This window comes from Variovorax sp. Soil_C_26 (genome assembly GCF_057657075.1).
Genome location: NZ_JBDGJC010000003.1, coordinates 189,651 through 213,930, shown reverse-complemented (window position 1 = coordinate 213,930; position 24,280 = coordinate 189,651). Strand labels below are relative to the sequence as shown.

24 protein-coding genes are annotated in these 24,280 nt (G+C 69.3%); 8 read left to right on the top strand and 16 right to left on the bottom strand.

All coding sequences use genetic code 11. The features are described from left to right. Positions 1-169 precede the first annotated feature (169 nt). Together AC3A6G_RS10465 and AC3A6G_RS10460 are read right to left on the bottom strand one after the other, a co-directional pair. Positions 170-781 (bottom strand): alpha-ketoglutarate-dependent dioxygenase AlkB, encoded by a 612-nt coding sequence (locus AC3A6G_RS10465; RefSeq protein WP_487859145.1) that lies wholly within the window; start codon positions 779-781, stop codon positions 170-172. Then, a complete protein-coding gene (locus AC3A6G_RS10460; protein WP_487859146.1) occupies positions 768-3,089 on the bottom strand; it encodes a helicase C-terminal domain-containing protein in 2,322 nt (773 codons plus the stop codon). Before AC3A6G_RS10460 ends, AC3A6G_RS10465 begins: the two co-directional genes overlap by 14 nt. A 158-nt stretch (positions 3,090-3,247) precedes the next feature. On the opposite strand from AC3A6G_RS10460, the gene AC3A6G_RS10455 reads away from it, so the two are divergent. The 5 genes from AC3A6G_RS10455 (at position 3,248) to AC3A6G_RS10435 (ending at position 9,858) form a co-directional block, all read left to right on the top strand. Further along, complete coding sequence (locus tag AC3A6G_RS10455) at positions 3,248-6,757, top strand: response regulator (protein ID WP_487859147.1); 3,510 nt, start codon at positions 3,248-3,250, stop codon at positions 6,755-6,757. Further along, positions 6,754-7,602 carry a CheR family methyltransferase gene (locus tag AC3A6G_RS10450; protein WP_487859148.1) on the top strand — a complete coding sequence of 283 codons (849 nt, stop codon included), beginning with the start codon at positions 6,754-6,756 and terminating at the stop codon, positions 7,600-7,602. The genes AC3A6G_RS10455 and AC3A6G_RS10450 overlap by 4 nt, the downstream gene beginning before the upstream one ends. Continuing rightward, positions 7,599-8,204, top strand: coding sequence for a chemotaxis protein CheB (locus AC3A6G_RS10445; protein WP_487859149.1), 606 nt, complete (start codon positions 7,599-7,601; stop codon positions 8,202-8,204). The genes AC3A6G_RS10450 and AC3A6G_RS10445 overlap by 4 nt, the downstream gene beginning before the upstream one ends. Then, complete coding sequence (locus tag AC3A6G_RS10440) at positions 8,194-9,420, top strand: hybrid sensor histidine kinase/response regulator (RefSeq protein WP_487859150.1); 1,227 nt, start codon at positions 8,194-8,196, stop codon at positions 9,418-9,420. The genes AC3A6G_RS10445 and AC3A6G_RS10440 overlap by 11 nt, the downstream gene beginning before the upstream one ends. Positions 9,421-9,498: 78 nt before the next feature. Beyond that, the gene (locus AC3A6G_RS10435; RefSeq protein WP_487859151.1) at positions 9,499-9,858 is read left to right on the top strand and encodes a response regulator; all 360 of its coding nucleotides are present in this window, start codon (positions 9,499-9,501) and stop codon (positions 9,856-9,858) included. Between the two features lie 15 nt (positions 9,859-9,873). On the opposite strand, the gene AC3A6G_RS10430 is transcribed toward AC3A6G_RS10435, so the two are convergent. Further along, entirely contained in the window at positions 9,874-10,818 is a 945-nt protein-coding gene (locus tag AC3A6G_RS10430; protein WP_487859152.1) for an adenylate/guanylate cyclase domain-containing protein, read from the bottom strand. Positions 10,819-11,113: 295 nt separating this feature from the next. On the opposite strand from AC3A6G_RS10430, the gene AC3A6G_RS10425 reads away from it, so the two are divergent. After that, entirely contained in the window at positions 11,114-11,365 is a 252-nt protein-coding gene (locus tag AC3A6G_RS10425; RefSeq protein WP_487859153.1) for a hypothetical protein, read from the top strand. 28 nt (positions 11,366-11,393) lie between these two features. Here the strand turns inward: AC3A6G_RS10425 and AC3A6G_RS10420 are convergent, their stop codons facing one another. From AC3A6G_RS10420 to AC3A6G_RS10390, 7 genes are all read right to left on the bottom strand, one after another. Continuing rightward, entirely contained in the window at positions 11,394-12,344 is a 951-nt protein-coding gene (locus tag AC3A6G_RS10420; RefSeq protein WP_487859154.1) for an LD-carboxypeptidase, read from the bottom strand. Beyond that, positions 12,341-13,435 carry a tRNA adenosine(34) deaminase TadA gene (tadA, locus tag AC3A6G_RS10415; RefSeq protein WP_487859155.1) on the bottom strand — a complete coding sequence of 365 codons (1,095 nt, stop codon included), beginning with the start codon at positions 13,433-13,435 and terminating at the stop codon, positions 12,341-12,343. Before tadA ends, AC3A6G_RS10420 begins: the two co-directional genes overlap by 4 nt. Continuing rightward, complete coding sequence (locus tag AC3A6G_RS10410) at positions 13,435-14,091, bottom strand: FMN-binding negative transcriptional regulator (protein ID WP_487859156.1); 657 nt, start codon at positions 14,089-14,091, stop codon at positions 13,435-13,437. The genes tadA and AC3A6G_RS10410 overlap by 1 nt, the downstream gene beginning before the upstream one ends. Before the next feature lie 61 nt (positions 14,092-14,152). Continuing rightward, positions 14,153-14,869 (bottom strand): ankyrin repeat domain-containing protein, encoded by a 717-nt coding sequence (locus AC3A6G_RS10405; protein WP_487859157.1) that lies wholly within the window; start codon positions 14,867-14,869, stop codon positions 14,153-14,155. After that, the gene (locus tag AC3A6G_RS10400) at positions 14,869-15,369 is read right to left on the bottom strand and encodes a GlcG/HbpS family heme-binding protein (RefSeq protein WP_487859158.1); all 501 of its coding nucleotides are present in this window, start codon (positions 15,367-15,369) and stop codon (positions 14,869-14,871) included. The genes AC3A6G_RS10405 and AC3A6G_RS10400 overlap by 1 nt, the downstream gene beginning before the upstream one ends. 151 nt (positions 15,370-15,520) lie before the next feature. Continuing rightward, on the bottom strand, positions 15,521-16,162 hold the full coding sequence (locus AC3A6G_RS10395; RefSeq protein ID WP_487859159.1) for a response regulator transcription factor: 642 nt from the start codon (positions 16,160-16,162) through the stop codon (positions 15,521-15,523). Beyond that, positions 16,159-17,640, bottom strand: coding sequence for a sensor histidine kinase (locus AC3A6G_RS10390; protein ID WP_487859160.1), 1,482 nt, complete (start codon positions 17,638-17,640; stop codon positions 16,159-16,161). The genes AC3A6G_RS10395 and AC3A6G_RS10390 overlap by 4 nt, the downstream gene beginning before the upstream one ends. A 62-nt stretch (positions 17,641-17,702) precedes the next feature. Between AC3A6G_RS10390 and AC3A6G_RS10385 the strand changes: the two genes are divergently transcribed. Beyond that, complete coding sequence (locus AC3A6G_RS10385) at positions 17,703-18,773, top strand: DUF72 domain-containing protein (protein WP_487859161.1); 1,071 nt, start codon at positions 17,703-17,705, stop codon at positions 18,771-18,773. Positions 18,774-18,782: 9 nt separating this feature from the next. On the opposite strand, the gene AC3A6G_RS10380 is transcribed toward AC3A6G_RS10385, so the two are convergent. Genes AC3A6G_RS10380 through AC3A6G_RS10355 form a run of 6 tightly spaced genes read right to left on the bottom strand, consistent with a single transcriptional unit; the run spans position 18,783 to position 23,219 of the window. After that, positions 18,783-19,103 (bottom strand): non-heme iron oxygenase ferredoxin subunit, encoded by a 321-nt coding sequence (locus AC3A6G_RS10380; RefSeq protein WP_487859162.1) that lies wholly within the window; start codon positions 19,101-19,103, stop codon positions 18,783-18,785. Positions 19,104-19,118: 15 nt separating this feature from the next. Beyond that, positions 19,119-20,087, bottom strand: coding sequence for a Bug family tripartite tricarboxylate transporter substrate binding protein (locus tag AC3A6G_RS10375; protein WP_487859163.1), 969 nt, complete (start codon positions 20,085-20,087; stop codon positions 19,119-19,121). Further along, the gene (locus AC3A6G_RS10370) at positions 20,084-20,455 is read right to left on the bottom strand and encodes a chorismate mutase (RefSeq protein WP_487859164.1); all 372 of its coding nucleotides are present in this window, start codon (positions 20,453-20,455) and stop codon (positions 20,084-20,086) included. The genes AC3A6G_RS10375 and AC3A6G_RS10370 overlap by 4 nt, the downstream gene beginning before the upstream one ends. A gap of 5 nt (positions 20,456-20,460) precedes the next feature. Further along, a complete protein-coding gene (locus AC3A6G_RS10365; protein WP_487859165.1) occupies positions 20,461-20,946 on the bottom strand; it encodes an aromatic-ring-hydroxylating dioxygenase subunit beta in 486 nt (161 codons plus the stop codon). Then, positions 20,943-22,202 (bottom strand): aromatic ring-hydroxylating dioxygenase subunit alpha, encoded by a 1,260-nt coding sequence (locus tag AC3A6G_RS10360; RefSeq protein WP_487859166.1) that lies wholly within the window; start codon positions 22,200-22,202, stop codon positions 20,943-20,945. The genes AC3A6G_RS10365 and AC3A6G_RS10360 overlap by 4 nt, the downstream gene beginning before the upstream one ends. Positions 22,203-22,229: 27 nt before the next feature. Beyond that, complete coding sequence (locus tag AC3A6G_RS10355) at positions 22,230-23,219, bottom strand: 2Fe-2S iron-sulfur cluster-binding protein (RefSeq protein WP_487859167.1); 990 nt, start codon at positions 23,217-23,219, stop codon at positions 22,230-22,232. A 138-nt stretch (positions 23,220-23,357) separates the two neighbouring features. Between AC3A6G_RS10355 and AC3A6G_RS10350 the strand changes: the two genes are divergently transcribed. Beyond that, the gene (locus AC3A6G_RS10350) at positions 23,358-24,278 is read left to right on the top strand and encodes a LysR family transcriptional regulator (protein WP_487859168.1); all 921 of its coding nucleotides are present in this window, start codon (positions 23,358-23,360) and stop codon (positions 24,276-24,278) included. Positions 24,279-24,280 lie beyond the last annotated feature (2 nt).

The following is a 24,280-nucleotide window of genomic DNA, read 5'->3' as shown; positions in this document are numbered from 1 at the left end:
AGGCCTCCGCGGCCGCATGAGCAACGCTGAACGAAATGAGAACGGACGGGTATGTCATGGCATGAAGCTACCCAGCCGCCGGCATGTCGCGCGCGCGGCAGGGGCGACGGCCGCCGTGAGCCTATTCCCACAGCCGCACGGCGCCACCCTGGCCGCCGCACACCGCCGCTCACCCCTGCCGGCGCGTGCGCATGGTGATGGAATAGCGCAGCCCTTCGGTCGGCGCGATCGCGTGCTGCCAGGCCCAGCGCGCAGGGCCGCGCAGCATGTAGATGGAGCGCGGCGCGATTCGCAGCTGCAGGCTCGCGGGTGCGCTGGCACTGGCCGGCGGATAGGGCCGCAGCTGCAGCACGGCGTCGCCGAGCAGCGAAACGCCCACGATGTCCTCGAAATCCGGCACGTCGCGGTGCCAGCCGAGCGGCGTGCCGGGCCGGTATTCGGCAAGCAGCGCATGCGCGAAATTCTCGGGCGCCATGCCCATCCATGCGGCCACCCGTGCCCGCAGCGGGTGCAGCGATTCGGGCATCGGCGGGCCGGGGCGCAGCCTGTGGTCCTCGAAGTCGTAGCTGCCGCCAAAGCCGATGCCGTGGCGCCGCGCGATGTAGGCCTTGTAGCGCATCTCGCGCAGTTCGAAGCCGCGCACGGTGCGCAGCAGTTCCTCTTCCTCGGCACGGGTGATGAACTCGCGCTCGTACTTCAGCCCCTCGATCGCGGCGGCGGGCGATTCGCCGAACAGGTCGGCCTCGTCGGGCAACTGGACGATGCGGCTAGCCGATCGCATCGGCCGCTCCTTCGTGCGTCGCCCCGGCCGCACCACCGATGCGCAGCGCCCACCAGCGCGGCAGCAGCGCGCGGATCTCGGCGCGTGCGAAGCGGTCGTCCAACAAGTGCAGCACGCCGGTGTCCCGCTCGGTGCGGATCACGCGGCCGGCCGCCTGCACCACCTTCTGCAGGCCCGGATAGAGGTAGGTGTATTCGTAGCCCTTGCCGAAGCGCGCCTGCATGCGTTCGCGCGTGATCTCGTTGAGCGCGTTGTATTGCGGCAGGCCCAGGCTCGCGATGAAGGCGCCGATGAGCCGGCTGCCCGGCAGGTCGATGCCCTCCCCGAAGGCGCCGCCGAGCACGGCAAAGCCGATGCCGTGGCCGCCTTCCTCGAAGCGCGCCACGAAGCCGCTGCGCTCGGATTCGGCCATGCCCCGCGTCTGGGCCCAGGCGGGCACGCCGGGATGCCGCGCGAGAAAGGCCGCGAAAGCCTGTTCGAGGTAGTCGAAGCTGCTGAAGAACGCGAGGTAGTTGCCGGGCCGGCGCTCGAACTGCGCGCCCATGATGTCGGTGACGCGGCGCAGCGACCCCGCGCGGTCACGGAAGCGGGTCGAGACGTGGGTCGCCACCTCGACCTGCAGCTGGTCGCTGCCGAAAGGTGACGCGACGTCGAGCAGCGCCGTCTCGGGTGGCAGCCCGAGCGCGTCGCGGTAGAACGCGAACGGCGACAGCGTGCCCGAGAAACACGCGACCGAAGCCGCATCGGCAAAGCGCGCCTCCAGGAACGGTGCGGGCACAAGGTTGCGAATGGAAAGGCTGCGCGGCTGGCCCGGACCGCCCGTCGGGCCGAGCCGGCGTTCGAACACCGAATGGTCGCCGAAAGCTTCGACCAGCCGCGCGAAATGCAGCGCGTCGAAGAAGAAGCGTTGCAGCGGCCCCTGCGCCGCGTCGGGGGTGGCGGCAAAATGCTCGCCCATCGCCATGTTGGCGGCCTGCAGCGTGCGCGCGAAGCGATCGGGGATCTCGTCGCAGGTGTCGTAGGGCTCGGATTGCGCCTGCTGCACGGCGTCCCACTCGCGGTACAGCCGCGCCAGCGCGCCGCGCACGGCCGCGGGCGCCGCGCGATGGGCTTCCTCGAGGGCCGGGCCGTCGAGTTCGGCGCTGTACATGCCGCGCGCACGTTCGAGCAGGTTGTGCGCTTCGTCGACCAGCACGGCCACGCGCCATTCGGCATCTTTCATGGTGGCGAACAGGAAGGCGCTGCCGTCGAAGTAGTAGTTGTAGTCGCCGACGATCACGTCGCACCAGTGCGCCATCTCCTGCGCCAGGAAATACGGGCACACGCCATGCGCGAGCCCGATGCGCCGCAGCGCCGGCCGGTCGAGCCTGACCGCCTGCGCAGCCTCCTCGCGCGCGGCGGGCAGGCGGTCGTAGAAGCCCTTGGCCAGCGGACAGGCGTCGCCGTGGCAGGCGCGCTCGGGGTATTCGCAGGCCTTCTCGCGCGCGGTGAGTTCCAGCACCCGCGCCTTGCCGCCACCGGGCCCGAGCAGGCGCAGCGCGTCGAGCGCCACGGCGCGGCCCGAGGTCTTGGCCGTGAGAAAGAAGATCTTGTCGATCTTCTGCGCGGCCCGGGCCTTGAGCAGCGGAAAGATCGTGGCCAGCGTCTTGCCGATGCCCGTGGGCGCCTGCACCATCAGGCAGCGGCCGTTCGCAGCGGCCCGATAGACGGCCTCGGCCAGTTCGCGCTGGCCGGCGCGGAACGCCCCGTGCGGAAACGCCAGCCCCGCCAGCGCCGCGCCGAGTGCCGCATGGTGCGCGGCCTCGCTGTCGGCCCAGGCGCTGTAGCGCGCGCACAGGTCTTCGAAATGCGCCTGCAGCGCTTCGCGGGTGTGCGGCTCCTCGAGCACGGTTTCTTCGCCGCTGCCGAGGTCGAGGTACACCAGCGCGACGGTGATGCGTTCGTAGCCGTGCTTCTCGCAGAGCATCCAGGCATAAGTGCGGGCCTGCGCCCAATGCAGCGCGTGATGGTTGCCGCGGATGGCGTCGAAGTCGCCGCGGAAGGTCTTGATCTCCTCCACCCGCGGCGCTTGCGGCACGTGGCCATCCGCCCGGCCGCGCACGCGCAGCGCCCCGCAGTGCGAGACCAGCGCGACCTCGCTGTCGTAGCCCTCGCCGCGCCGGTCCTGCACCAGGGCGTGGCCGGCCATGCCCTCCTGGGCGCTCGGCGCAGGCACGAAACGCAGGTCGAGATCGCCCGCCTTGGCCGCGAACGCGCACAGCGCCCGCACCGACACCGTGCGCGCATCGGCTGCCATATCGGGGAGCATGGAGGAAGGATCCGTGGCCACGGGAGAACTGTACAAAACAACAGTATAACTAAGCCTGCCGACGGCGCTCCAAATCCTGTCGGCGCCTTCTCTGACACGGAAAATCGCTCGAATCGGTCAGACTTCAAAGGTTTTGCTTACAAATACGCTTCTCACGAATGAAAACCCCGACCGCGATCGACCCCGATGACTTCGACCGCCTGCTCAGCCGCAACCTGAAACTCCCGCTGCTCGGCGGGCTGATCGGCGCCCTGGTGTTCGTCGGGCTGATCCTGTTCTTGCTGTCGACGATCCGGTGGGTCGAGCACTCCGACACCGTGACCCGCAGCGTCAGCGAGCTGCAGCGCCGGAGCATCGACATGGAAACCGGCCTGCGCGGTTTTCTGCTGACGGGCGACGAGAGCTTTCTCCAGCCCTACCAGAGTGCGCTGCCGCGCATCAAGGGCGACTTCCAGGCGCTGCGCAAGCTGGTGTCCGACAACCGACAGCAAACCGAGCGGCTCGACCGCATCGCAGCGGTGCAGGACGACTGGAACCGGTATGCCCAGGAACTCATCGACCTGCGCCGCGCCGGCGCCGACTACCTTCGGCCCGTGCGCGACGGCCGGGGCAAGCAGCTCAGCGATGGCATGCGTGCCGAGTTCGATGCCTTCATGAACACCGAGCAGACCTTGCGCCACCAGCGCAACGGCGACGCCAACCGCACGAGCTGGCTCGTGGTGAGCGTGTTCCTGTTCTTCACGGTGCTCTTCACGGGCCTGGTGGCCTACTTCGGACGGCGCCAGCTGATGCTGCTGTCCGACAGCTACGACGCGGTGCTCCAGGAACAGGCCACGCATGCAGAGCGGCTGGCCCAGCAGGCATGGCTGCGCAACCTGCAGACGGAGCTGGTAGGCGAACTGGTCGGCGAACTCAGCGCCAACGACATGGGCCGCAAGGTGCTGGCCTTCTTTTCGCGCCACCTCGGCAGCGCCGTGGGGGCGCTCTACGTGCGCGAGCGCCACGGCTCGCTGCGGCGGGCCGCGAGCTATGGCTTCTCGATGGAGGCCGAGTCGTCGCCGCAGGTCTTCTCGCCGACCCAGAGCCTCGTCGGCCAAGCCGCCGCCGAGCGCCGGCGTATGCTGGTGGAGCCGATCCAGGCCGACTACCTGAAGGTCAATTCGGGCCTTGGCGAGATGTCGCCCTCGGCCGTGCTGCTGGTGCCGGTGTCGAGCGACGGGCTGGTCAACGGCGTGCTCGAGCTCGGCCTGCCGCGCGCCCCCGATGCGCGCACCAACGACCTGCTCGACCTGGTCGCCGAGGACATCGGCGCCTCGCTTGCGGCCGCGCGCTACCGCGAGCAGCTGCAGGACGCGCTCACCGAGACACAGCAGCTCAACGAGGAACTGCAGGTTCAGCAGGAAGAACTGCGCACCGCCAACGAGGAGCTCGAGGAGCAGTCGCGGGCGCTGCGCGCCTCGCAGGCCATGCTCGAGAACCAGCAGGCCGAGCTCGAGCAGACCAACAGCCAGCTGTCGGAACGCACCGAGGCGCTCGATCAGCGCAATGCCGCGCTGCGCCGTGTGCAGCGCGACCTCGAAGACCGTGCCGACGAGCTTCAGCGCGCCAGCCGCTACAAGTCGGAATTCCTCGCGAACATGTCGCACGAGCTGCGCACGCCGCTCAACAGTGCACTGATCCTCGCCAAGCTGCTCGGCGACAACCCGCAGGGCAACCTGAGCGCCGAGCAGGTGAAGTTCGCCGAATCGATCTATGCCTCCGGCAACGACCTGCTGGTGCTGATCAATGACATCCTCGACATTGCCAAGGTCGAGGCCGGCAAGCTCGAGGTGGTGGTCGAGGAGCTGGCGCTGCCGAAGCTCGTGCAAGGCCTGGAGGACATGTTCAGGCCACTGGCCACCGACAAGCAGCTCTCGTTCCGCATGGCGCTGCAGCCCGACATACCGCCGACGCTCGTCACCGACCGGCACCGCGTCGAGCAGATCCTTAAGAACCTGCTGTCGAACGCCCTCAAGTTCACCGACAGCGGCGAGGTGTCGGTGGTGGTCTCGGGCACGCCCGACGGCGGTGCGGCCTTCGCCGTGTCCGATTCAGGCATCGGCATCGCGCCCGAGCAGCAGGCGCTGATCTTCGAGGCCTTCCACCAGGCCGACGGCACCACGAGCCGCCGCTATGGCGGCACCGGCCTGGGCCTGTCGATCTCGCGCGACCTCACGCATCTGCTGGGCGGCACGATCACCGTGCAGAGCGAACCGGGCCGCGGCAGCACCTTCACCTTGCAGTTGCCGGCGGCGGCGCCACAGGCATCGCAGCAGGCGCCCGCGCCCGCACGCTCGGCACTGCCGCAGCGCGCCCCGTCGCCCACGCGTGCGCCCTCTTCCGCTCTCTCTTCTTCTTCTTTCGGCCACGCGAGCCCGGCACCGCCCGCGCCGGTGCCGGCGCCGCTCTTCGACGACGACCGGGCGCTGCCGATCGACCAGGTTCGGCGCGTGCTCGTGATCGAGGACGAGCCGCAGTTCGCACACATCCTCTATGACCTTGCGCACGAGCTCGGCTACCGCTGCCTGGTCGCGCACGGCGCGGCCGACGGCTTCGATCTGGCGCAGCAGTTCGTGCCCGATGCCATCCTGCTCGACATGCGGCTGCCCGACAGCACCGGGCTCGACCTGCTGCAGCGGCTGAAGGATTCGCCGAAGACGCGTCACATCCCGATCCACGTGGTCTCGGCGGCCGAGAACGCGCAGGCGGCCGCACTGCACATGGGCGCCATCGGCTACGCGCAGAAGCCGGCCACGCGCGCCGAGTTGATGAAGGTGTTCGGGCGGCTGGAAGAGAAGCTCACGCAGAAGGTCAAGAGCGTGCTGCTGGTCGAGGACGACGCGCTGCAGCGCGAAAGCGTGATCCGGCTGATCGGCGACGACGACATCGAGATCGTCGCCGTGGGCTCGGGCGAAGAGGCGCTCGTGCTGCTGCGCCAGCGCGTGTTCGACTGCATGATCACCGACCTGCACCTGCCCGACATGCAGGGCAGCGAGCTGCTCAAGCAGATGGCGGCCGAGGAGATCGTCTCGTTCCCGCCGGTCATCGTCTATACCGGGCGCAACCTCACGCGCGACGAGGAAGCCGAGCTGCAGCGCTATTCGCGCTCGATCATCATCAAGGGCGCGCGCTCGCCCGAGCGGCTGCTCGACGAGGTGACGCTGTTCCTGCACAAGGTCGAGGCCGAGCTCTCGAGCGAGCGCCAGGGCATGCTGAAGGCGGCTCGCGGGCGCGACCGCATCTTCGAGGGCCGCACCATCCTGCTGGTGGACGACGACGTGCGCAACCTGTTCGCGCTCACGAGCGCGCTCGAGCAGCGCGGCGCGACTGTCGAGATCGGCCGCAACGGGCGAGAGGCGCTCGAGAAGCTCGACCAGGTGCGTGACATCGACCTCGTGCTGATGGACGTGATGATGCCGGAGATGGACGGCCTCGAGGCCACGCGCCGGCTGCGCACCGACCCGCGCTTCGACAAGCTGCCGGTGATCGCCATCACCGCCAAGGCCATGAAGGACGACCGCGAGCAGTGCCTCGCGGCCGGCGCGAGCGACTACCTCGCCAAGCCGGTCGACCTGGAGCGGCTGTTCTCGCTGCTGCGCGTGTGGATGCCCAAGATGGAGCGGCTGTGAAGCCCGCCGCCCCACCGCCGCCCGCCGTGCTGAGCAACACGGAGATCGAGCTGCGGCTGCTGATGGAGGCGATCTACCTCAAGTACAGCTACGACTTCCGCAACTACACGCTGGCCTCGCAGAAGCGCCGCGTGCTGCATGCGCTCGAGCAGTTGGGCCTGCCGAGCATCTCGGCGCTGCAGGAGAAGGTGCTGCGCGACCCGGCGCTGTTCGGGCGGCTGCTGCAGTACCTGACGATTCCGGTCAGCGAGATGTTCCGCGACCCGGCGTACTTTCTTGCGCTGCGCCAGCAGGTGGTGCCGATCCTGCACACCTACCCGTCGGTCAAGGTGTGGGTGGCGGGCTGCAGTACTGGCGAGGAGGTGTTCTCGCTCGCGATCCTGTTGCGGGAAGAAGGCCTGCTCGCGCGCACGCAGATCTACGCGACCGACATCAATCCCGCTTCGCTCGAGAAGGCACGCCAGGGCATCTTTCCGATCGAGGCGATCCGCGGCTACACCGCCAACTACCAGCGCGCGGGCGGGCGTGGCGAATTTTCCGACTACTACACCGCGGCCTACGACGCGGCGCGCTTCGACCCCTCGCTCTGCGCCGGCGTGATCTTTGCCGACCACAGCCTGGCGACCGACAGCGTGTTCGCCGAGACGCAGCTCGTGTCGTGTCGCAACGTGCTGATCTACTTCAACCGCGAGCTGCAGGACCGCGCGCTCGGCCTGTTCCACGAGTCACTCTGCCACCGCGGCTTCCTCGGCCTGGGCGCCAAGGAAAGCATCGATTTCTCTAGCTACGCCAGCCGCTTCGACGCCCATTCGCGGCCCGAGCGCATCTACCGCAAGGCCTCATGAAGACGAACGCAAGGCCCCATCCGGAGCGGCGCGTGGAGGCCGTGGCGCTCGGCGCCTCGGCCGGCGGCATCGAGGCGCTCATCGCGCTGCTCGACGGTCTTGCGCCGCCCTGGCGCCTGCCGGTGGTGATCGTGCTGCACCTGCCCGAAGCGCACGAGAGCCACCTGGCGGAGATCTTCGCCGAGCGCCTGCAGGTACCGGTGCACGAAGCCGCCGACAAGATGCCGGTCGCTGCCGGCTCGGTGTATTTCGCGCCGCCGGGCTACCATCTGTCGATCGAGCGCGACCGCTCGTTCTCGCTGAGTTGCGAGCCGCCGGTGCGGTTTTCGCGGCCCTCGATCGACGTGCTCATGGCCTCGGCCGCCGACGCGTATGGCGCCGGGCTGGCCGGGCTGCTACTTACCGGCGCCAACGAAGACGGCGCCGAGGGCCTGTACCGCATCCACCTGGCCGGCGGGCTCACCGCCGTGCAGGACCCCGGGGAAGCCCAGGTGTCCACCATGCCCGAAGCGGCCATCGCGCTGCACCGTCCCGATCACGTGCTTCCCCTGCGCGAACTTCGCGCACTGCTGCTGCAACTGGAGTCCACCCATGCCCATTGACGTCGAGAGCAAGCTGCTGATCGTCGATGACCTGCCCGAGAACCTGCTGGCGCTCGAGGCCCTGATCCGCGGCCCCGGCCGCGCCGTGCACCGCGCGGCCTCTGCCGAGGAGGCGCTGGCGCTGTTGCTCGACCACGAGTTCGCGCTCGCCATCCTCGACGTGCAGATGCCGGGCATGAACGGCTTCGAGCTGGCCGAGCTGATGCGCGGCACCGAGCGCACGCGCCACATCCCGATCATCTTCGTGAGCGCCGCGGGCCGCGAGCTCAACTACGCGTTCCAGGGCTACGAAAGCGGCGCGGTCGATTTCCTGCACAAGCCGCTCGATCCGCATGTGGTCGCGAGCAAGGTCAGCGTCTTCGTCGACCTCCACCGCCACCGCAAGGCGCTGCGGCACGAGCGCGACGCGCTCGCGGCCGCCAACCACAAGCAGGAAGAGCTCGTGCGCCAGCTGCGCCATACGCAGGTCGAGCTGGAGCATGCGGTGCGCATGCGCGACGATTTCATGTCGATGGTCTCGCACGAGCTGCGCACGCCCCTGAACACGCTCTACCTCGAAACACAGCTGCGGCAGCTGCATGTGGCCAAGGGCAACCTCGAGTCCTTCGCCGCCGACCGGCTGCCGGCGATGATCGAGCGCGACCAGCGGCAGATTCGCAACATGGTGCGGCTGATCGACGACATGCTCGACGTGACGCGGCTGCGCCGCGACGCGCTGTCGATCCAGCCCAAGTCGGTCGACTTGGCAGCGCTGGCCCGGGCGGTGGTCGAGGGCCTGCGGCAGCAGGCCGAGGCCGCGGGTTCCGTGATCGCGCTCGACGCGCCGCAGCAGCTTCACGGTGTGTGGGACGAGTTCCGCATCGAGCAGGTGCTGACCAACCTGCTGACCAACGCGCTGCGCTACGGCCGCGGCAAGCCCGTCGAGATGCAGCTGCGCGAAATCGACGGCATGGCGAACGTCGCGGTGCGCGACCAGGGCATCGGCATCGCGCCCGAGGACCAGGAGCGCATCTTCGAGCAGTTCGAGCGCACCGACGACAGCCGCAAGCACGCGCCGGGCCTCGGGCTGGGCCTCTTCATCACGCGGCGCATCGTGTGCCTGCACGGCGGGCGCATCGAAGTGGAGAGCCACCCCGGCGAGGGCGCGCTGTTCCGGGTGACGCTGCCCTTGCAGGCCGAAACCCCCGCCGCCCTGCCGACCCCGGCGCAGGCATAGGCGTCCTCCTACGACCGGCGCGCTGGTGCGCCGGGATACTGCATGATCGACCTTTGAATTTATTAAGAAAGCGCCTCCGTGAACGTGCTGATCGTCGATGACAACGAAGCTGCCGCAGACCTGCTGCGGGAGCTGCTGACCCTGCAGGACCATACGGCGCGCTGCACCTACACCGCGCAACAGGCCATGGACGCCGCGGCCGCGGAGCGCTTCGATGCGGCGCTCATCGATCTGACGCTGCCCGATTTTCCGGGCAGCGAGGTCGCCAGGCGCCTGCGCGCCGACACCAGCGGCCACAGCCCGCGACTGCTGGTGGCGATTTCGGGCTTTTCGGCCGACGACGCCGCAGGCGCTGCCGCGCGCGACCTGTTCGACCACCACCTGCAGAAGCCGATCGACATCGGCCAACTCTCGGACATCCTGGCCGCCGGACACTGACCCCGACGGTGCGGCTCAGCGCGCGAACCCGCGCGACAGGTGCACCCCGCCGCCCGAGGTGTTGAAGGCGATCGTCGGTGCGCTGAAGTCGCCAAGTGGCGCGCCGAGGCCGATCTCGCCGCTGCCGTGCAGCACGCACTCCTCGCGCCGCAAGGCGATCTCGTGGCTCGGGCCGCCATTGCCGTGGAAGCGCACCCAGGTGCCGTAGGTGCTCAGGTCGATCAGCACGCAGCTGCCGTGGCGCATTTCGATGCGCGCATGCAGCCGGGAAACCCGCGGATCGTCGACCACGAACTGCGCCTCGTCGACGCGCCCCAGGTGGATCGGCAGCTCGTCGATGCGGAACTCCGAGCGCACGTCGAGCCATTCGAGCACGATCTGGCCGAAGGACGAATCGGGCAGCCGCAGCGGCGCGAGCGCAGCCGGCACCGTGAGGAAGGCCGTCAGTTCCTCCTGCCAGTCGATGCGGTGCACGGCCGACATCTCGCTGCGGCCGCGGATCGTGAGCAGGCCCAGGTCGCGGTGCCGCACGCTGCCTTCGCCCAGTTGCGCGATGACCGCGTCGGTGGCCCAGATCTGGCCCGGCCCCGCCAGGTCGCTCAGCCGCGACGCCAGGTTGACGGCATCGCCGAAGCAGTCGCCTTCGACTTCGACCACGTCCCCGCTCGCCACGCCGATCTGCAGCGCCATGCGCAGCGGCGCCGGCCATGCCATGAGCCGCTTCTGGTGGTAGCGCTGCAGTTCGATGACCGCCTGCGTGGCCGGCGCCGCATGCGCGAAGACGGCGAACACGCCGTCGCCCAGCGACTTCACGACCCGCCCGCCGTGGGCCTGGCAGATGCTGCCGATCCACTGGGTGAGCCGCGTCACCGTTTCGGTCGCCCGCGCGTTGCCCATGGCCTCGAAGACCCTGGAGCTTTCCGTCAGGTCCGCGAAAACGACGGTGGCTTGAACGTCCATGGCAAGTTGAAAGATGGGATCTCGCCATTCTCCCTTCTGCCGCGTGGCCCCCGGGGCGATCGCTGCAAAGGCAGGCAATTCCTACCCTATTTGATCAACTGCAACGTAAAGTTTGTTGTTTGTAAACAAGGGACGGTATTCCCCAGCTTGTGAATTGATTGTGTGAGGCTTAAGGTATCCATCACCGTCGCCGCAATACGTTTTGCTTCGTCTCATGCTGCTTGTCCGTCGCCTCCTCCGACTTCTAGGAATTCCCGGTCCTGGGTCGACCGCTCTCATGGCAGAACACCAGCTGGTGCGCATCCGCGCGGCCATGCTGAAGGTGCTTCAGGTGCACGGCGGACATTCGGTTCAGCGGGTGGCGCAGCGCGTGCGCTTCGCGGTCGATGTGGAATCTCTCTGGTACCTGCGCCAGGACGTGATGCTGGCCTTGAGCGCGATCGACGGCGAAACCGCCGCGCGCCGCCAGATGAAATCCATCAACGGCATGTTCAAGGGCGGCCTGCCCGGTTCCATGGGGCCGCGCCGCCACCACAGAGTCTGCTGACCGGCCGCCGGCCGCCGGCCGTCAGGCTTCAGGCATGGTCGCCATGACCGTGCGCATGCCGATGGCCCCAGACCATGAACACGTCGCGCCCGTCGGCCGCGAGTTCGACCTTGGCGCCCACGGGCAGCAGCACCTTGGTCGGCACATGCCCGAAAGGCAGCCCCGTGAGCACCGGCACCTTGAGCTGCGTGCGCAGCCGGTCGACCACCGCCTCGAAGCCGAAGCCGCGGTCGTAGCCGGGCACCTTGCGCATGCCGGTGAACTGGCCCAGCACGATCGCGCGCTGCCGTGCGAGCACGCCGGCCATGCGCAACTGCTCGAGCATGCGCTCGATGCGGTAGGGATGCTCGTTGACGTCCTCGAGGAACAGCACGCCCTTGTCGACCTGCGGGAAATACGGGGTGCCGAGCAGGCTCGCGAGCACGCAAAGGTTGCCACCCCAGAGCGTGGCGCCGTGCACCGGCTTGAACCGGATCTCTGCATCGCGCACCGGCATGCGCCAGCCGGTGCCCTCGCCCTGCCCGCTCACCAGGTCGTCGAAGCAGGCTTCCATGATGTCGTCGGGGCCGCCCTCGGCACCGAAGTCTTCGCCGACCGCGGGTCCGGCCCAGGTGACGGCGCCGGTCTTGGCGAAGAGCGCGTTCTGCAGCGCGGTGAAGTCGCTGAGGCCGACGAACTCGGTGCCGCGGTCGATCGCCTTGGCCACGGCCTTGTAGGGAACCGCATCGAGGATGCGCGTGAGCCCGTAGCCGCCGCGCGCGATCAGCGCAATGTCGGCGCCGCTTGCCGCGGCGCGTGTGATCGATGCGAGCCGCGTGGCGTCGTCGCCCGCGAAGCGCTGGTGCACCGACAACGCGGCTTCGTCGATCTCGACCTCGTGGCCGAGCTTCTCGAGCCTCACGACGCCGCGGCGGAATGCGGCCTTGTCGCGGACCGCGCTCGAAGGGGAATAGATGTAGATGTGTTTTTTGGTGCTCACGGCGACGAGTATCCCATTGCCTCGCGCACCTGCCGCCCGAGCGCGGCGGCCTGTGCAGGGCTTGGCCCCGATGCCGAGGCCGGGGCGACCGGGCCGAGCGCGCGCAGTGCCGCCTCGTGGCCGCGGTCCGGGAATGGCGCGCGCCATGCAGCGCCGGCCGCGGTGCCCTCGTCAGGCGCAGCCAGCACGGCAGTGAATCGCCCGGGTCGCGCCGCCTGCAGCAGCGCGGCGAGCGCCCCGCCCGCGGCGCTGTGCACCAGCGCCACCGGCGCCCCGGGCGCGATGCGGTCGAGCCATTCGCAGAGCACCTCGCAGTGCCACGCGAGCCGATGCACGCTCTCGCGCTTGGGCTTGTCGCTCTGGCCGAAGCCGATCAGGTCGGGCACCAGCGTGCGCAGTCCCGGCGCGCCTGTGAGGTGGCGGAAGAAGTAGCTCCATTCGCCAGGCCCGTGCAGGCACAGGGCCAGCGGCGCATCGGCCGGGCCTTCGTCGAGGTAGTGCATGCGCCAGCCCTGCAGCGTGGGCAGGTCCTGCACATGGTGCGGCGAAAAGTCATAGCCTTCGAGCGCCTCGAAGCGTTCGGCCGGGGTGCGCAGCGCGTCGTCGCGCAGCGGCTCGGCCTGCTCGCGCGCCGCCTCCCGGCGCAGGCGGAAGAACGCTTGCAGCACCGCGCTGCACTCGTCGGCGAGCACCCCGCCCTGCACCTGCGTGCGATGGTTGAGCCGCGGTTCCGCGAAGAGGTCGAGCACCGAGCCGGCCGCGCCGGTCTTGGGATCGGGTGCGCCGAACACCACGCGCGCGAGCCGCGCATGCAGCATGGCGCCGGCGCACATCGCGCAGGGCTCCAGCGTGACGAACAGCTCGCAGCCGTCGAGGCGGTAGTTGCCGAGCGCAGCGGCGGCGGCGCGCAGCGCGTTGATCTCGGCATGCGCGCTCGGGTCGTGCTGCGCCACGGGCCGGTTGCGTCCCGACGCGACGAGCTGCCCCTGCTTGACGAGCACCGCGCCCACCGGCACCTCGCCGGCCTCGGCCGCCAGCCGCGCCTCGGCCAGCGCGAGCGCCATCCAGTGCGCGTCGTCGGCGGCCATCATCACGCGCTCTGCGTACCAGCGGCGGTCTGCGGAATGTCGGCCATGAGCCCGAGGCGTTCCATCCACACGGCGAGTGCTCTCTCGTCGGGCGTGCCTGCGCCATACATCGCATGCATCGCGGCATGCGATTCGCGCCGGTGCTGGTTGAGCTTGACCTTGGATTGCAGCGCGCGCACGTGCAGCGAGAAGCCCATGATGCCGGCCAGCATCTTGTGCTGGAACGCTTCCCCGAGGTCGCGCCACTGCTGCGCATAGGCGGGCTCGTGCTCGCCGATGAGCTTCTTGAGCAGCGCGTCCTTGGCCTCGGGTGTTTCGATCAGCCGGGCCTCGACCGTGCAGTGCACCGCCAGGTAGTTCCAGGTCGGCACGCGCGCGAGGTCGGGATACACCGATGGCGAAAGGTACGCATGCGGGCCGAGAAAGCTGGCAACCGCCTGCGGCCGGGCCTGCAGGAAGCGCCAGTGCGGATTGGGCTTGGCGCAATGCCCGAACAGCACCAGTTCGCCGTCGGCATCCTGCTCGGCCACGAGCGGCAGGTGCGTGACGAACGGCAGGCCGTCGTCGTCGTTCGAGATCAGCGTGGCGAACGGGTGCGCGCGCATCAGTTCCAGCGCGATGGCCGGGTCCTTGGCATTGAACTGCGGGGGCATGTACATGGGGCGGATTCCTCGTGGCGAGGCCCCGATTGTCCCCGAGCGGCAGCAGCCGTGCTGCGCGCTACTTTCGCTGTAGGCCCGTGCCCGCTGCCTCGAGCAGCGCGACCATTGCCGCGTAGCCGCGCGCCTTCGCGAGCTGCAGCGGCGTGTTGCCCTGGCGATCGGTGAGCTTCAGGCTGGCACCGGCCTCGACGAGCGCGGCGAGCGTGCGCTGGTGGCGCGGGCCGCCGTCGCCGAGCACGATCGACTCGATCACTGCGGTCCAGTGCAGGTTGTTGACATGGTCGAGCGGTGCGCCCGCCGCGATCAGCCGGCGCACCACCTCGTCGTGGCCGAGGTGCGCGGCCGCGATCAGGGCGTTGCCGTCGTAGCGGCTCGTGATCTGGCCGGGCTTGGCGCCCAGCGCGAGCAGCAGCGCGAGCGTCGGCACGTCGTCGGCCACCGCGGCGATGGTGACGGCGTCGTAGCGGTCGGCCTCGAGCGCGTCGAGATCGGCGCCGGCCTTGGCAAGCAGCCGGATCGCGTCGTGCTGGCGTGCATGGGCGGCCACATGCAGCGGCGTGCGGCCGTGCGCGTCGCGCGCCTCGAGCATCGCGCCGGCCGCGATCAGCGCCTTCATCTTCGCGAGGTCGCCACGCCAGGCGGCGCGGTGCAGGCCCTGGTAGGCCTCGGCCTCGGCGGGCTGCGGCGCCACCTGCGCCAGCGCGCGGGCCGGCACCACGGCGCCGAGCGCAGCGGCGGCGAGGCCCGAGAGCAATGCGCGGCGCTGGATCGTCATCAGAGCAGGCCCTTGACCTTCTCGAGCGCGGCGTTTGCGCACTGCTCGTCGAGGTGGCCGCCCGGCGCGCCGCCCACGCCGACGGCGCCGATCACTTCGTTGCCCGATTTCACCGGCACGCCGCCGCCGAGCAGCAGAAAGCCCGGCAGGTAGACCAGGTTGGCGGCGCCGGGGTTCTTCTGGGCGCCTTCCATCATGGCCTGCGTGGGGGCCTTGGCCGAGGCCGAGGTCCAGGCCTTGCGCTCGCTCGAGGCCAGCGTGTGCGGGCCGGCGTTGTCGGCGCGCTGTACGGCGCGCACGGTGCCGGCGCGGTCGACCACGGTGGCGGCCACGTTGTAGCCGAGGGCGCTGCACGCGGCCACGGTTTCGGCCGCGATCTGGTTCGCGAGCGCCAGCGAGATGTTCTTTTCGGTGCGCACGGCGGGTGCCGGCGTCTGGGCTTGAACGGCCGAAGCGGCGAGCAGGACGGCGGCGGTGCTGAAGCGAAGGATGGAACGCATGGTGTGTTGTTTCTCCAGGGGTGCAGGGGCTGCGCCGACGGTGTGTCGACGGCTGCACGAACTGTAGAAGCCGCGGCGCTTGCGGGCCATTCGTACGGCTACGCCCGGCGCTCCGTAAAAATACGGAGACGACGGAGCGTGTCTGCGCCGGTCAGTCCTGCGGCGCCACCACCAGCGCATAGCGCCGGATCAGCTGCGCGAGCGAATCGCTTTCGAGTTTGGCGAACAGGTTGGCGCGGTGCGTCTCGACCGTGCGCGGCGACAGCGCGAGCGTGCGCGCGATCTCCTTGTTGGTGAGCCCCTGGACGATGAAGGCCAGCACCTCGCGCTCGCGCTCGGAGAGCTGCGCCACCCGCTCGCGCGCGGCCTGGTCGGCCTGCGAGCGCTCGCGCGAGCGCACATGCTGGCGCACCGCCTGCTGCAGCGCCTCGAGCAGCTGCTCGTCGTCGACCGGCTTCTCGAGGAACTCGGCCGCGCCGGCCTTGAATGCGCGGCGGCACATCTCCACCGTGCCGTGGCCGGTCAGCATGATCACGGGCTGGTCGACGCCCTGCGCCACCAGCCGGTCGAGCACCGTGAGGCCGCTGATGCCGGGCATGCGCACGTCGAGCACGATGGCGCCGACGCCTGCGCGGTCGAAGCCGTCGATGAAGGCCTGCGGATCGGCCCAGCCCTGCACGCGCAGGCCGACGGTGCCGATCAAGAGCGCAAGGCCCTCGCGCACGGCCTGGTCGTCGTCGATCAGGTGGACCAGCGGGGACTGCGGCTGAGGGCCGGCGGCAGGTGCATTCATGGCGTAGGGGGCGCCACCAGCGGCAGCAGCAAGGTGAACCGCGCGCCGCGCGGCGACGCATGGGCGGCGCTCAGGCTGCCGCCCATGCCGCTCGCGAGCGTCTCGCTGAGGCTCAGCCCCAGGCCGAGGCCGCCCTCCCGCGTGCTGAAGAAAGGCTCGAAAAGACGCGGCATGGCCTCGGGCGCGATACCGCGTCCGTTGTCGGTGACGGTCAGCACGCCCTCTTGGCCGTTGCGCCCGACGGCCACGGAAAGGCGCCGATCGCCGGCCGGCACGAGGTCGAGCGCCTGCAGCGCGTTCATCAGCAGGTTGTGCACGATCTGCTCCAGCGCCACCGCTTCGGCCTGCACGCGCACCGGCGCCTGGGCACCGGCATCGAACTGCGCGGCCACGCCACGTTTCGCGATTTCGGGCGCCAGCAGGTGCAGCGCGCTGCGCACCACCTCCTGCAGCACGAGCGGCCGCACGTCGCCGCCGGCCTCCGGGCGCTCGATCACGCGGCGCAGCCGGCCGACCACGCCGGCCGCGCGGCGGGCCTGCTCGACCGCCTGGCCCATCGCGTCGCGGGCGGTCGCGAGGTCGGGCGGATCGTCGTCGAGCAGGCGGCGCGCAGCCTGGGCATTGGCCAGCACGGCGGTGAGCGGCTGGTTGAGTTCGTGCGCCAGCCCGGCCGAGAGTTCGCCGAGCGCATTGAGCCGCGCCACTTGGCCGAGCCGCAGCAGCTCTTCGGCCCGGCGACGCGCAATGCGCTGGCGCTGTGCGGCCCACAGGCCCGCGAGCAGCAGCGCCACCACGGCGGCCCAACCGGCCATGCTGCGCCACGGCAGCTCGGCCCAGCCGACCTCGCGCTCGGCCACCATGAGGAACGGCTGGCTCGGCGAGGCGAGCGCCTTCGAGAGGCCGAAGCGCCAGCCGTTGGGCGCCGGCCTGCCGGGCTGCAGCACCAGTTGCTGGCCATCGTGCTGCAGGCTCAGGCGCACCGGACTGTCCTGCGGTTTCATCGGCCAGTCGCGCCAGGGCACCGAGCCGGCCAGGTCGATCTCGAGCGCATAGCTGAACGGCGTGGCACCCATCACGAGCTGGTAGCGGGCCTCGGCGAAGGCCAGCGACGCCAGTTCGGCGTGACGCGTGCTGCGCGATCGAGCCTCGGCCGCTGCAAGCGCGTCGGCCTGGCGGGCGTCGGGCCAGGGCTCGTCGCGCGCACGGCGCTGCACCCGCAGGATCGACGAATACACCGACGGCAGGCGCTGCTCGGGCTGGCCCGCCTCGGCGCCGGGCTCCAGCAGCGCGAGCGTCGCGAGCACGGCGTCGTACTGCACCATCTGCTGGCTCATGAGCCGGTGCGCAATGCGGGCATCGGTCTCGAAGTCCTGCTGCAGTTGCGCGAGTTCGGCGCGCGCCAGCCACACCGCGCCCACGGCCGTGAGCGCCAGCCATGCCAGCCACCAGCCACCCCGCGTGCGCAACCACTGTTTCATGGCGCGGATTGTGCCCGGCGCGGCGGGGGCGGCCCCGCGTGGCCGAGAATGCGGGCCCAGAAATGACCGAACTGCAGGACCCCCTCTTTCCCGATCTCGCGCGCCCTCCCGAGGCGCCCGCCGCAGGCCCGCAAGAAGCCGAGCCGCTTGCGAAGAAGAAATCGCGCGGCGGCACGGTGGCTCCCGCGCCCATCGATCCGGCGCTCGTCGCGCTGGCTTCCGCGCTGCCGCCGGCCTTGCGGCTCGGCACCTCGTCATGGAGCTATCCGGGCTGGGCCCACCTCGTCTGGGACGGCGAGTACGCCGAGTCGGCGCTGTCGAAGAACGGGCTCGCGGCGCTGGCGCAGCATCCGCTCTTTCGCACCGTGAGCCTGGACCGCAACTTCTATCGCGCGCTCACCGCGAGCCAGTACGCGCGCTATGCGGCCATGGTGCCCGACGACTTCCGTTTCGTGGTGAAGGCGCCGAGCCTCGTGACCGATGCCACGGTGCGCGACGAAAGCGGCCGCGGCACGCAGGCCAACCCGGTGTTCCTGAACCGCGAGCTCGCGGTCCAGGAGTTCGTGCAGCCCGCGCTCGAGGGCCTGGGCCACCGCATCGGCGCGCTGGTGTTCCAGTTGAGCCCGATTCCTTCGCAGCTGCTGGCCGACACGCCGGCGCTGCTCGCGCGCATCGGCGTCATGCTCGAAGCGCTGCCCAACTTGAAGCCAACGGCGCCCGACGCGGTGATCGCCGTCGAGGTGCGCGACCCGCAACTGCTCTCACCCGCCTTCGCGGCCATGCTGCGCAGCGTGGGCGCCACCTTCTGCATGGGCCTGCATGCCAAGATGCCGCCGATCGAGGCGCAACTGCCGATGCTGCGCGCGCTCTGGCCGGGGCCACTGGTGTGCCGCTGGAACCTGCACCGCCGGCACGGCCGCTTCGGCTACGAAGATGCCGAGAAGCTCTACGGCCCCTTCGACAGGATCGTCGACCCCGACCCGGAGACGCGCGCGGCGCTCGCGAAGGTGATCGCCGGCACCACCGGCGCCGGCCAGCGCGCCTACGTCACGGTCAGCAACAACGCCGAGGGCTGCGCGCCGCTGACCATCGCCTCGCTCGCGCGCGACGTGGTCGAAGCCGCACAGCGCTGAGGGCGCGGCTCAGGCGTCCAGCGCCAGGTACACGCGTCCGCCCTCGATCTTCACCGGATAGCTGCGCAGGTCCTCGGTGAGCGGCGCGCACATCGCCTTGCCGCTGCGCACGTCGAAGCGGCCCTGGTGCAGCGGGCATTCGATCTCGTGGCCTTCGAGAAAACCGTCACACAGCCGCGCATGGCCGTGGGTGCAGATGTTGTCGGTGGCATGGATGCCGTCTTCGGTGCCGTAGAGCGCGATGTCGCGCCCCTGCACCTCGATGCCGATCACGTCGTCGGCGGGAACGTCGTCGACCGCCGCGGCGTCGACCCAGGTGGTGGTGCTCATGTGTTCGTTCCTGGCTCAGTTGTCGGGCTTGAGGCCGGCACGCTCGATCACCGGCTTCCAGCGCGCGAGCTCGTCGGCCATGAACTTGGCGAGCGCCTCGGGCGTGCTGCCGACCGGGTCGAAGTACGCGGTCTGCAGCCGCTTCTGGGTCTCGGGGTCTTTCAGCACCGCGGCGATCTCGCGGCTCATGCGCTGCACCACGTCGCTCGACGTGCCCTTGGGCGCCATGTAGGCGAACCACGGCACGGCCTGGATGTCGGGAATGCCCGATTCACGCAGCGTCGGCAGCTCGGGCAGCAGCGCCGAACGCTCGGCCGAGGTGACGGCCAGCGCCTTGAGGCGGCCGGCCTTGGCCTGCGGCATCACGGCGACCGGCGGCAGGCAGGCGTAGTGCACGTCGCCCTGGATGATCGCGGTGACGGCCTGCCCCGACGATGCGTACGGAATGTGCACCGCGAACGACTGGGTCTTCGCCTTGATGAGCTCCACGCCCAGGTGCGAGATCGATCCGTTGCCGGTCGAGGCGAAGTTGAACTTGCCGGGGTTCGCCTTCATGGCGGCGAGCCAGCCCTTGACCGAATCGACGTTCATCGCGTTGGACACCGCACACACGTTGGGCGTGGTGGCCGCGAGCGAGACCGGCACCAGGTCCTTGAAGGGGTCGTACGGCAGGTTCTTGAAGAGTACGGTGTTGTAGACCAGCGGCGCGTTCACCGACAGCAAAAAGGTGTAGCCGTCGGGCTGCGCCTTGCTGACCGAATCCGTGCCCGTATTGCCGCCCGCGCCGGGCTTGTTCTCCACGATCAGCGGCTGGCCGATGCGTGCCGCGAGCTTGTCGTTGACGATGCGCGCGAGGATGTCGGGCGACGAGCCGGCGCCGTAGGGCACCACGATGCGCACCGGGCGCTGCGGCCATTCCTGCGCATGGGCGCTCGCGGCCAGCGCGGTTGCGGCAATGCTCAACCAAAGACGAAGCGATTTCATGATGTTGCCTCCAGGTCGACCATGCCTTGATGGTCCTGTTGTTCTCGCGCGATAAAACCCGCGATCAGCGCGCGGTAGGCGGCCTCGACCACCTCGGGGTAGGCGCCCTCCGCTTCGGCCAGCGCGCGCACCTTGTCGATCACTTCCTGCTGGCGCTGCGGCGCAGACACCTGGAAGGCATCGCGCTTGAAGCGCGCGGCGTCCTTCACGTAGCGGCCGCGTTCGGCCAGCAGCGCGACGATCTTGCGGTCGAGCGCATCGATGTTCTGGCGCACCTCGGCCAGCGTGGCGCACAGCGGCCGGTAGTCCGGGTCGACAAAGCGCCTGAGCGGCGCACCGTGGGTGTCGGGTTCTTTTTTTTCGGTCATGGGGTTCAGATCGGATAGATGATGGAATTCGGGATCATTTCGCTGTCGAATACGCACAGGCGCTCGGCAAACTTCAGGCCGTCGGGCGTCGGCACGACCCGGTCGATGTAGCGCCCCACGTTGAACACGGTGGAGGGCCCGTCGAGCTTGGTGCGAAAGACCGCATAGTTGGCCTCGCTGTGGATCGCGCCGTCGTCGTCGACCCGGTGCACCACCGGCAGGCCGACCACATGGCGCTGGTAGTACGGATCGTGGAACAGCGTCTCCTGGATGCCGTAGACGCGGTCTTCGAGCATGCCGCGGCTCTCGAACGATAGCGTGGCGAGCGGCAGGCCGCGCGCGTGGTTCTCGCGCGGCTGCAGCCGATAGCTGCACTGTTCGATGAAGAAGCCGGGCCACAGGTCCCACTGGCCCGAATCGACCGCATGTGCATAGGCCGCATAGAGCCCCGCGAGTTCGAGGTAGGCGCCGGGGTCGAGCTTTTTCGTCATGCCGCCTCCATCACGTCGCGCCAGTAGCGGTACATGCCGCGGATCAGCGTCTCGGTCACCATGTGGTCGGTGTTCGCTACTTCGCGCCCACCGAGCTCGGCGAGCGTGCGGTGGAACGGCTTCTGCTCGAAGCCTTGCTGCGAGAACTCGATCACCTCGCCATCGTCGGCCGACACGAAGCCCGCCGGGCCGAACAGGTTGGCTTGGCGCAAGCGGCGCTGCGTCATCTCGGCGGTGTCGTCCTCGAAGCCGAAATGCGTCCAGACGAAATTGAAGGCATCGTGGCCCACGGGCTGGATGTGGCGCGTCGAGACGCTGTTGACCTGCTGCTGCAGGATCAGGCTCGGGAACAGCGTCATCATCACCGCGGTCGGCCCACCCCACCAGGGCTCGGGCACGATGTCGAGAAAGCGCGGGTCCTTCAGCTGCATGCTCTCCTTGAAGCTCGACACCTGCGTGACCTGCGCCGCCTTGCCCGCGCTGCCGCGCGTGGAGATCATCGCGGCGTGGCGGCCGCGCGCATCCATCTTGAGCTCGGACTTGTTGTCGGCGCGCCAGAGCCCGAAGGTGACGAACCAGGTGTGCAGCAGGCCCGGGTGGTACGGGTCCTTGATGTTCTCCTGCATCAGCTTCCAGTTGCCCGGGATGCGCTGGCGGCTGTAGCCCAGGATCGTGAGCTTGCGGCCGTCGAACAGGCGGTCGAAGTAATGCAGGATGTCGGGGCCGAGAAAATCCTCGAACGATTCGATGCCGTGGTCGAACGATGCAAACACCACGCCGCCGCGCGAGGCGACCTTGAGCTTCGTCAGGCCGTGGTCCTCGGTCTTGAAGTCGGGCGGCATGCCGCCATGGACCTTGCCATCCTGCTTCACGCCGCGCCGGAACGGGACGCCCTGCAGGTCGCCCTTGAGCGTGTAGTTCCACTGGTGATAGGGGCAGACGAACTCCTTGCGGTTGCCATGGCGCTCGCGGCAGAACTGCATGCCGCGGTGGGCACAGACGTTCTCGAACACATGGATCTCACCGGCCTCGTCGCGCGCCATGACGACCGAGCGCTCGCCGATCGCGGTGCGCTTGAAGTCGCCCGGGTTCGGTATCTCGGCTTCGAGTCCCACGTAGCACCAGTGCTTCTCGTAGAAGAAGCGCTGAAGTTCCTTCTTGTGCAGCGCCTCGTCGGTGTAGGCCATGAAGGGAATGCGGCTGGTCTTGTCGTTCTCCCATGCGAGTTCGATGGGGAACACGGTCTGCGTCGTCATCGTGGGGTCTCCTTTCGTTCGAATTCTTCAGGTGCCTTGCAGGTAGAAGGCGTCGGCGTGGATCTGCTCGGGCGCCAAGCCGCGGCTGCGCACGAGCTGCGTGACGGCCTCGACCATCGGCGGCGAGCCGCAGAGGTAGGCGCGCCAGCCTTCGAAGCCACCGGGCCAGTCGGCGCGGATCGCATCGGTGATGAGGCCCTGGCGCTGCCCTTCGCGCGCGGGGCCGGTGACGACCACCACGTGCACGTTCAGCCCCGGATGCTGCGCCTGGAGTGCGCGCAGTTCGTCCAGGCCGTACACGTCCGCGTCGGAACGCACGCCCAGGTACAGGTGGATCGGCTGCATCAGGTCGGCGGCGACGGCGCCGCGCACGATCGACAGGATCGGCGCGAGCCCGGTGCCGCCCGCCGCGCAGAGCATGGGCCCGCGGTGCTTGGTGCGCAGGTAGGCCGTGCCCAGCGGACCGCTCACGCGCACCGCATCGCCGAGCTGCAGCCGGTCGAAGACGTGGTCGGTGACGCGCCCGCCCGGCACCCGGCGCACGTGGAATTCGAGTTCCGCGTCGTCGCAAAGTCCGGCCATCGAATACGGCCGCACGAGGTCGGGCGCGAACTGCAGCTGCGCATACTGGCCGGGCGAGAACGCAAGCGGCTTGTTCGGCTTGAGCCGCAGGCGGCGGATGTCATGGGTGAGCGCATCGATGGCCGTGACCGTGGCCTTGAGGATGCGTGCCGGATGCACCACCACCTCGTCGGGCTCGGGAATCTCGATCGCGCAGCTTTCGGTCAGCGTGGCCTGGCAGGCCAGCACGTAGCGTTCGCCCTGCCCGTCCGGGCGGATCGCGTCCTGGCCGCCGTCGAGCACCTGGCCCCCCACCACCTTGCAGCGGCAGGTGCCGCAACGCCCCGACAGGCAGCTGTACGACACGGGTACGTCGTGCGCGCGCAGCACTTCGAGCAGGTTCGCGCCGGGGCGAACCTCGAGGGTGCGGGCAAGCGGGTGAATGTGCAGGTCCATCGGGGGCTCTTTCTTGGGCCGGCGGCGTCGGGCGCCATGGCCGGCTTGTCTCTGTGCCGCGATGATGCGCGGCCGTGTCGAATTGACCAATAGAATTTGGTGAATCGATGACATCACGCTCATGAATAAAGGTCCGGCATGCAACTCAAGGACATCGACCTCAACCTGCTGCTGGTGTTCGACCGCATGCTGGCCGAGAAGCGCGTCTCTGCGGTGGCCGAATCGCTCGGCCTCTCGCAGCCGGCCATCAGCAACGCGCTCGCGCGGCTGCGCAAGCTGCTCGGCGACGAGCTGTTCCTGCGCACCGCGCGCGGCATGGAGCCGACGCCGTTCGCGCTGCAGCTGGCCGAGCCGGTCGCCTATGCGATGGGCGCGCTGCACGGCGCGCTCAACCAGCAGGTGGTGTTCGATCCGGCCACCAGCACGCGCAGCTTCACGCTCGCGATGACGGACATCGGCGAGATCTACTTCACGCCCCGGCTCATGGAGGCGCTGTCGCACGCGGCGCCGGGCGTGACGATCAGTACGGTGCGCAACAACAGCAGTGCGCCCGCGAGCCTGCGCGACGAGCTCGAGGCCGGCCACGTCGACATCGCCATCGGGCTGCTGCCGCAGCTCAAGGCTGGCGTGTTCCAGCGCCGGCTGTTTCTGCAGCGCTACGTGTGCCTGTTCTCTGCCGCACATCCGCTCGCGCGCAAGCGCAGCGTGTCATTGAAGGACTTCGGCGCGGCCGACCATGTGCTGGTGCAGGCGGCCGGCACCGGTCACGGCAAGGCCGACGACGTGATGGCCGCGCAAGGCATCCAGCGTCGCATCCGGCTCAAGGTGCCGCACTTCGTGGCGATCGGCCACATCCTGCGCGCGAGCGGAATGATCGCGACCGTGCCCGAGCGCCTCGCACAGAGCATTGCCGAACCGTTCGGGCTGGTGTGGCGGCCCCATCCGGTGGCGCTGCCGCAGATCGCGATCAACCTGTTCTGGCATGCGAAGGTGCACCGCGAGCCGGGCAACCAGTGGCTGCGCGGGCTGCTGTTCGACCACTTTGCCGACGGCGCCTGAAT

Coding starts and splice junctions, on each gene's coding strand:
- AC3A6G_RS10365 (WP_487859165.1), bottom strand. CDS start 20,946: ATGACGAAAAAGCTCGACCCCGGCGCCTACCTCGAACTCGCGGGGCTC.
- tadA (WP_487859155.1), bottom strand. CDS start 13,435: ATGATGGCCGCCGACGACGCGCACTGGATGGCGCTCGCGCTGGCCGAG.
- AC3A6G_RS10410 (WP_487859156.1), bottom strand. CDS start 14,091: ATGTACATGCCCCCGCAGTTCAATGCCAAGGACCCGGCCATCGCGCTG.
- AC3A6G_RS10460 (WP_487859146.1), bottom strand. CDS start 3,089: ATGCTCCCCGATATGGCAGCCGATGCGCGCACGGTGTCGGTGCGGGCG.
- AC3A6G_RS10375 (WP_487859163.1), bottom strand. CDS start 20,087: ATGAAATCGCTTCGTCTTTGGTTGAGCATTGCCGCAACCGCGCTGGCC.
- AC3A6G_RS10360 (WP_487859166.1), bottom strand. CDS start 22,202: ATGACGACGCAGACCGTGTTCCCCATCGAACTCGCATGGGAGAACGAC.
- AC3A6G_RS10380 (WP_487859162.1), bottom strand. CDS start 19,103: ATGAGCACCACCACCTGGGTCGACGCCGCGGCGGTCGACGACGTTCCC.
- AC3A6G_RS10400 (WP_487859158.1), bottom strand. CDS start 15,369: ATGCGTTCCATCCTTCGCTTCAGCACCGCCGCCGTCCTGCTCGCCGCT.
- AC3A6G_RS10390 (WP_487859160.1), bottom strand. CDS start 17,640: ATGAAACAGTGGTTGCGCACGCGGGGTGGCTGGTGGCTGGCATGGCTG.
- AC3A6G_RS10405 (WP_487859157.1), bottom strand. CDS start 14,869: ATGACGATCCAGCGCCGCGCATTGCTCTCGGGCCTCGCCGCCGCTGCG.
- AC3A6G_RS10465 (WP_487859145.1), bottom strand. CDS start 781: ATGCGATCGGCTAGCCGCATCGTCCAGTTGCCCGACGAGGCCGACCTG.
- AC3A6G_RS10385 (WP_487859161.1), top strand. CDS start 17,703: ATGACCGAACTGCAGGACCCCCTCTTTCCCGATCTCGCGCGCCCTCCC.
- AC3A6G_RS10440 (WP_487859150.1), top strand. CDS start 8,194: ATGCCCATTGACGTCGAGAGCAAGCTGCTGATCGTCGATGACCTGCCC.
- AC3A6G_RS10430 (WP_487859152.1), bottom strand. CDS start 10,818: ATGGACGTTCAAGCCACCGTCGTTTTCGCGGACCTGACGGAAAGCTCC.
- AC3A6G_RS10370 (WP_487859164.1), bottom strand. CDS start 20,455: ATGACCGAAAAAAAAGAACCCGACACCCACGGTGCGCCGCTCAGGCGC.
- AC3A6G_RS10445 (WP_487859149.1), top strand. CDS start 7,599: ATGAAGACGAACGCAAGGCCCCATCCGGAGCGGCGCGTGGAGGCCGTG.
- AC3A6G_RS10455 (WP_487859147.1), top strand. CDS start 3,248: ATGAAAACCCCGACCGCGATCGACCCCGATGACTTCGACCGCCTGCTC.
- AC3A6G_RS10395 (WP_487859159.1), bottom strand. CDS start 16,162: ATGAATGCACCTGCCGCCGGCCCTCAGCCGCAGTCCCCGCTGGTCCAC.
- AC3A6G_RS10350 (WP_487859168.1), top strand. CDS start 23,358: ATGCAACTCAAGGACATCGACCTCAACCTGCTGCTGGTGTTCGACCGC.
- AC3A6G_RS10355 (WP_487859167.1), bottom strand. CDS start 23,219: ATGGACCTGCACATTCACCCGCTTGCCCGCACCCTCGAGGTTCGCCCC.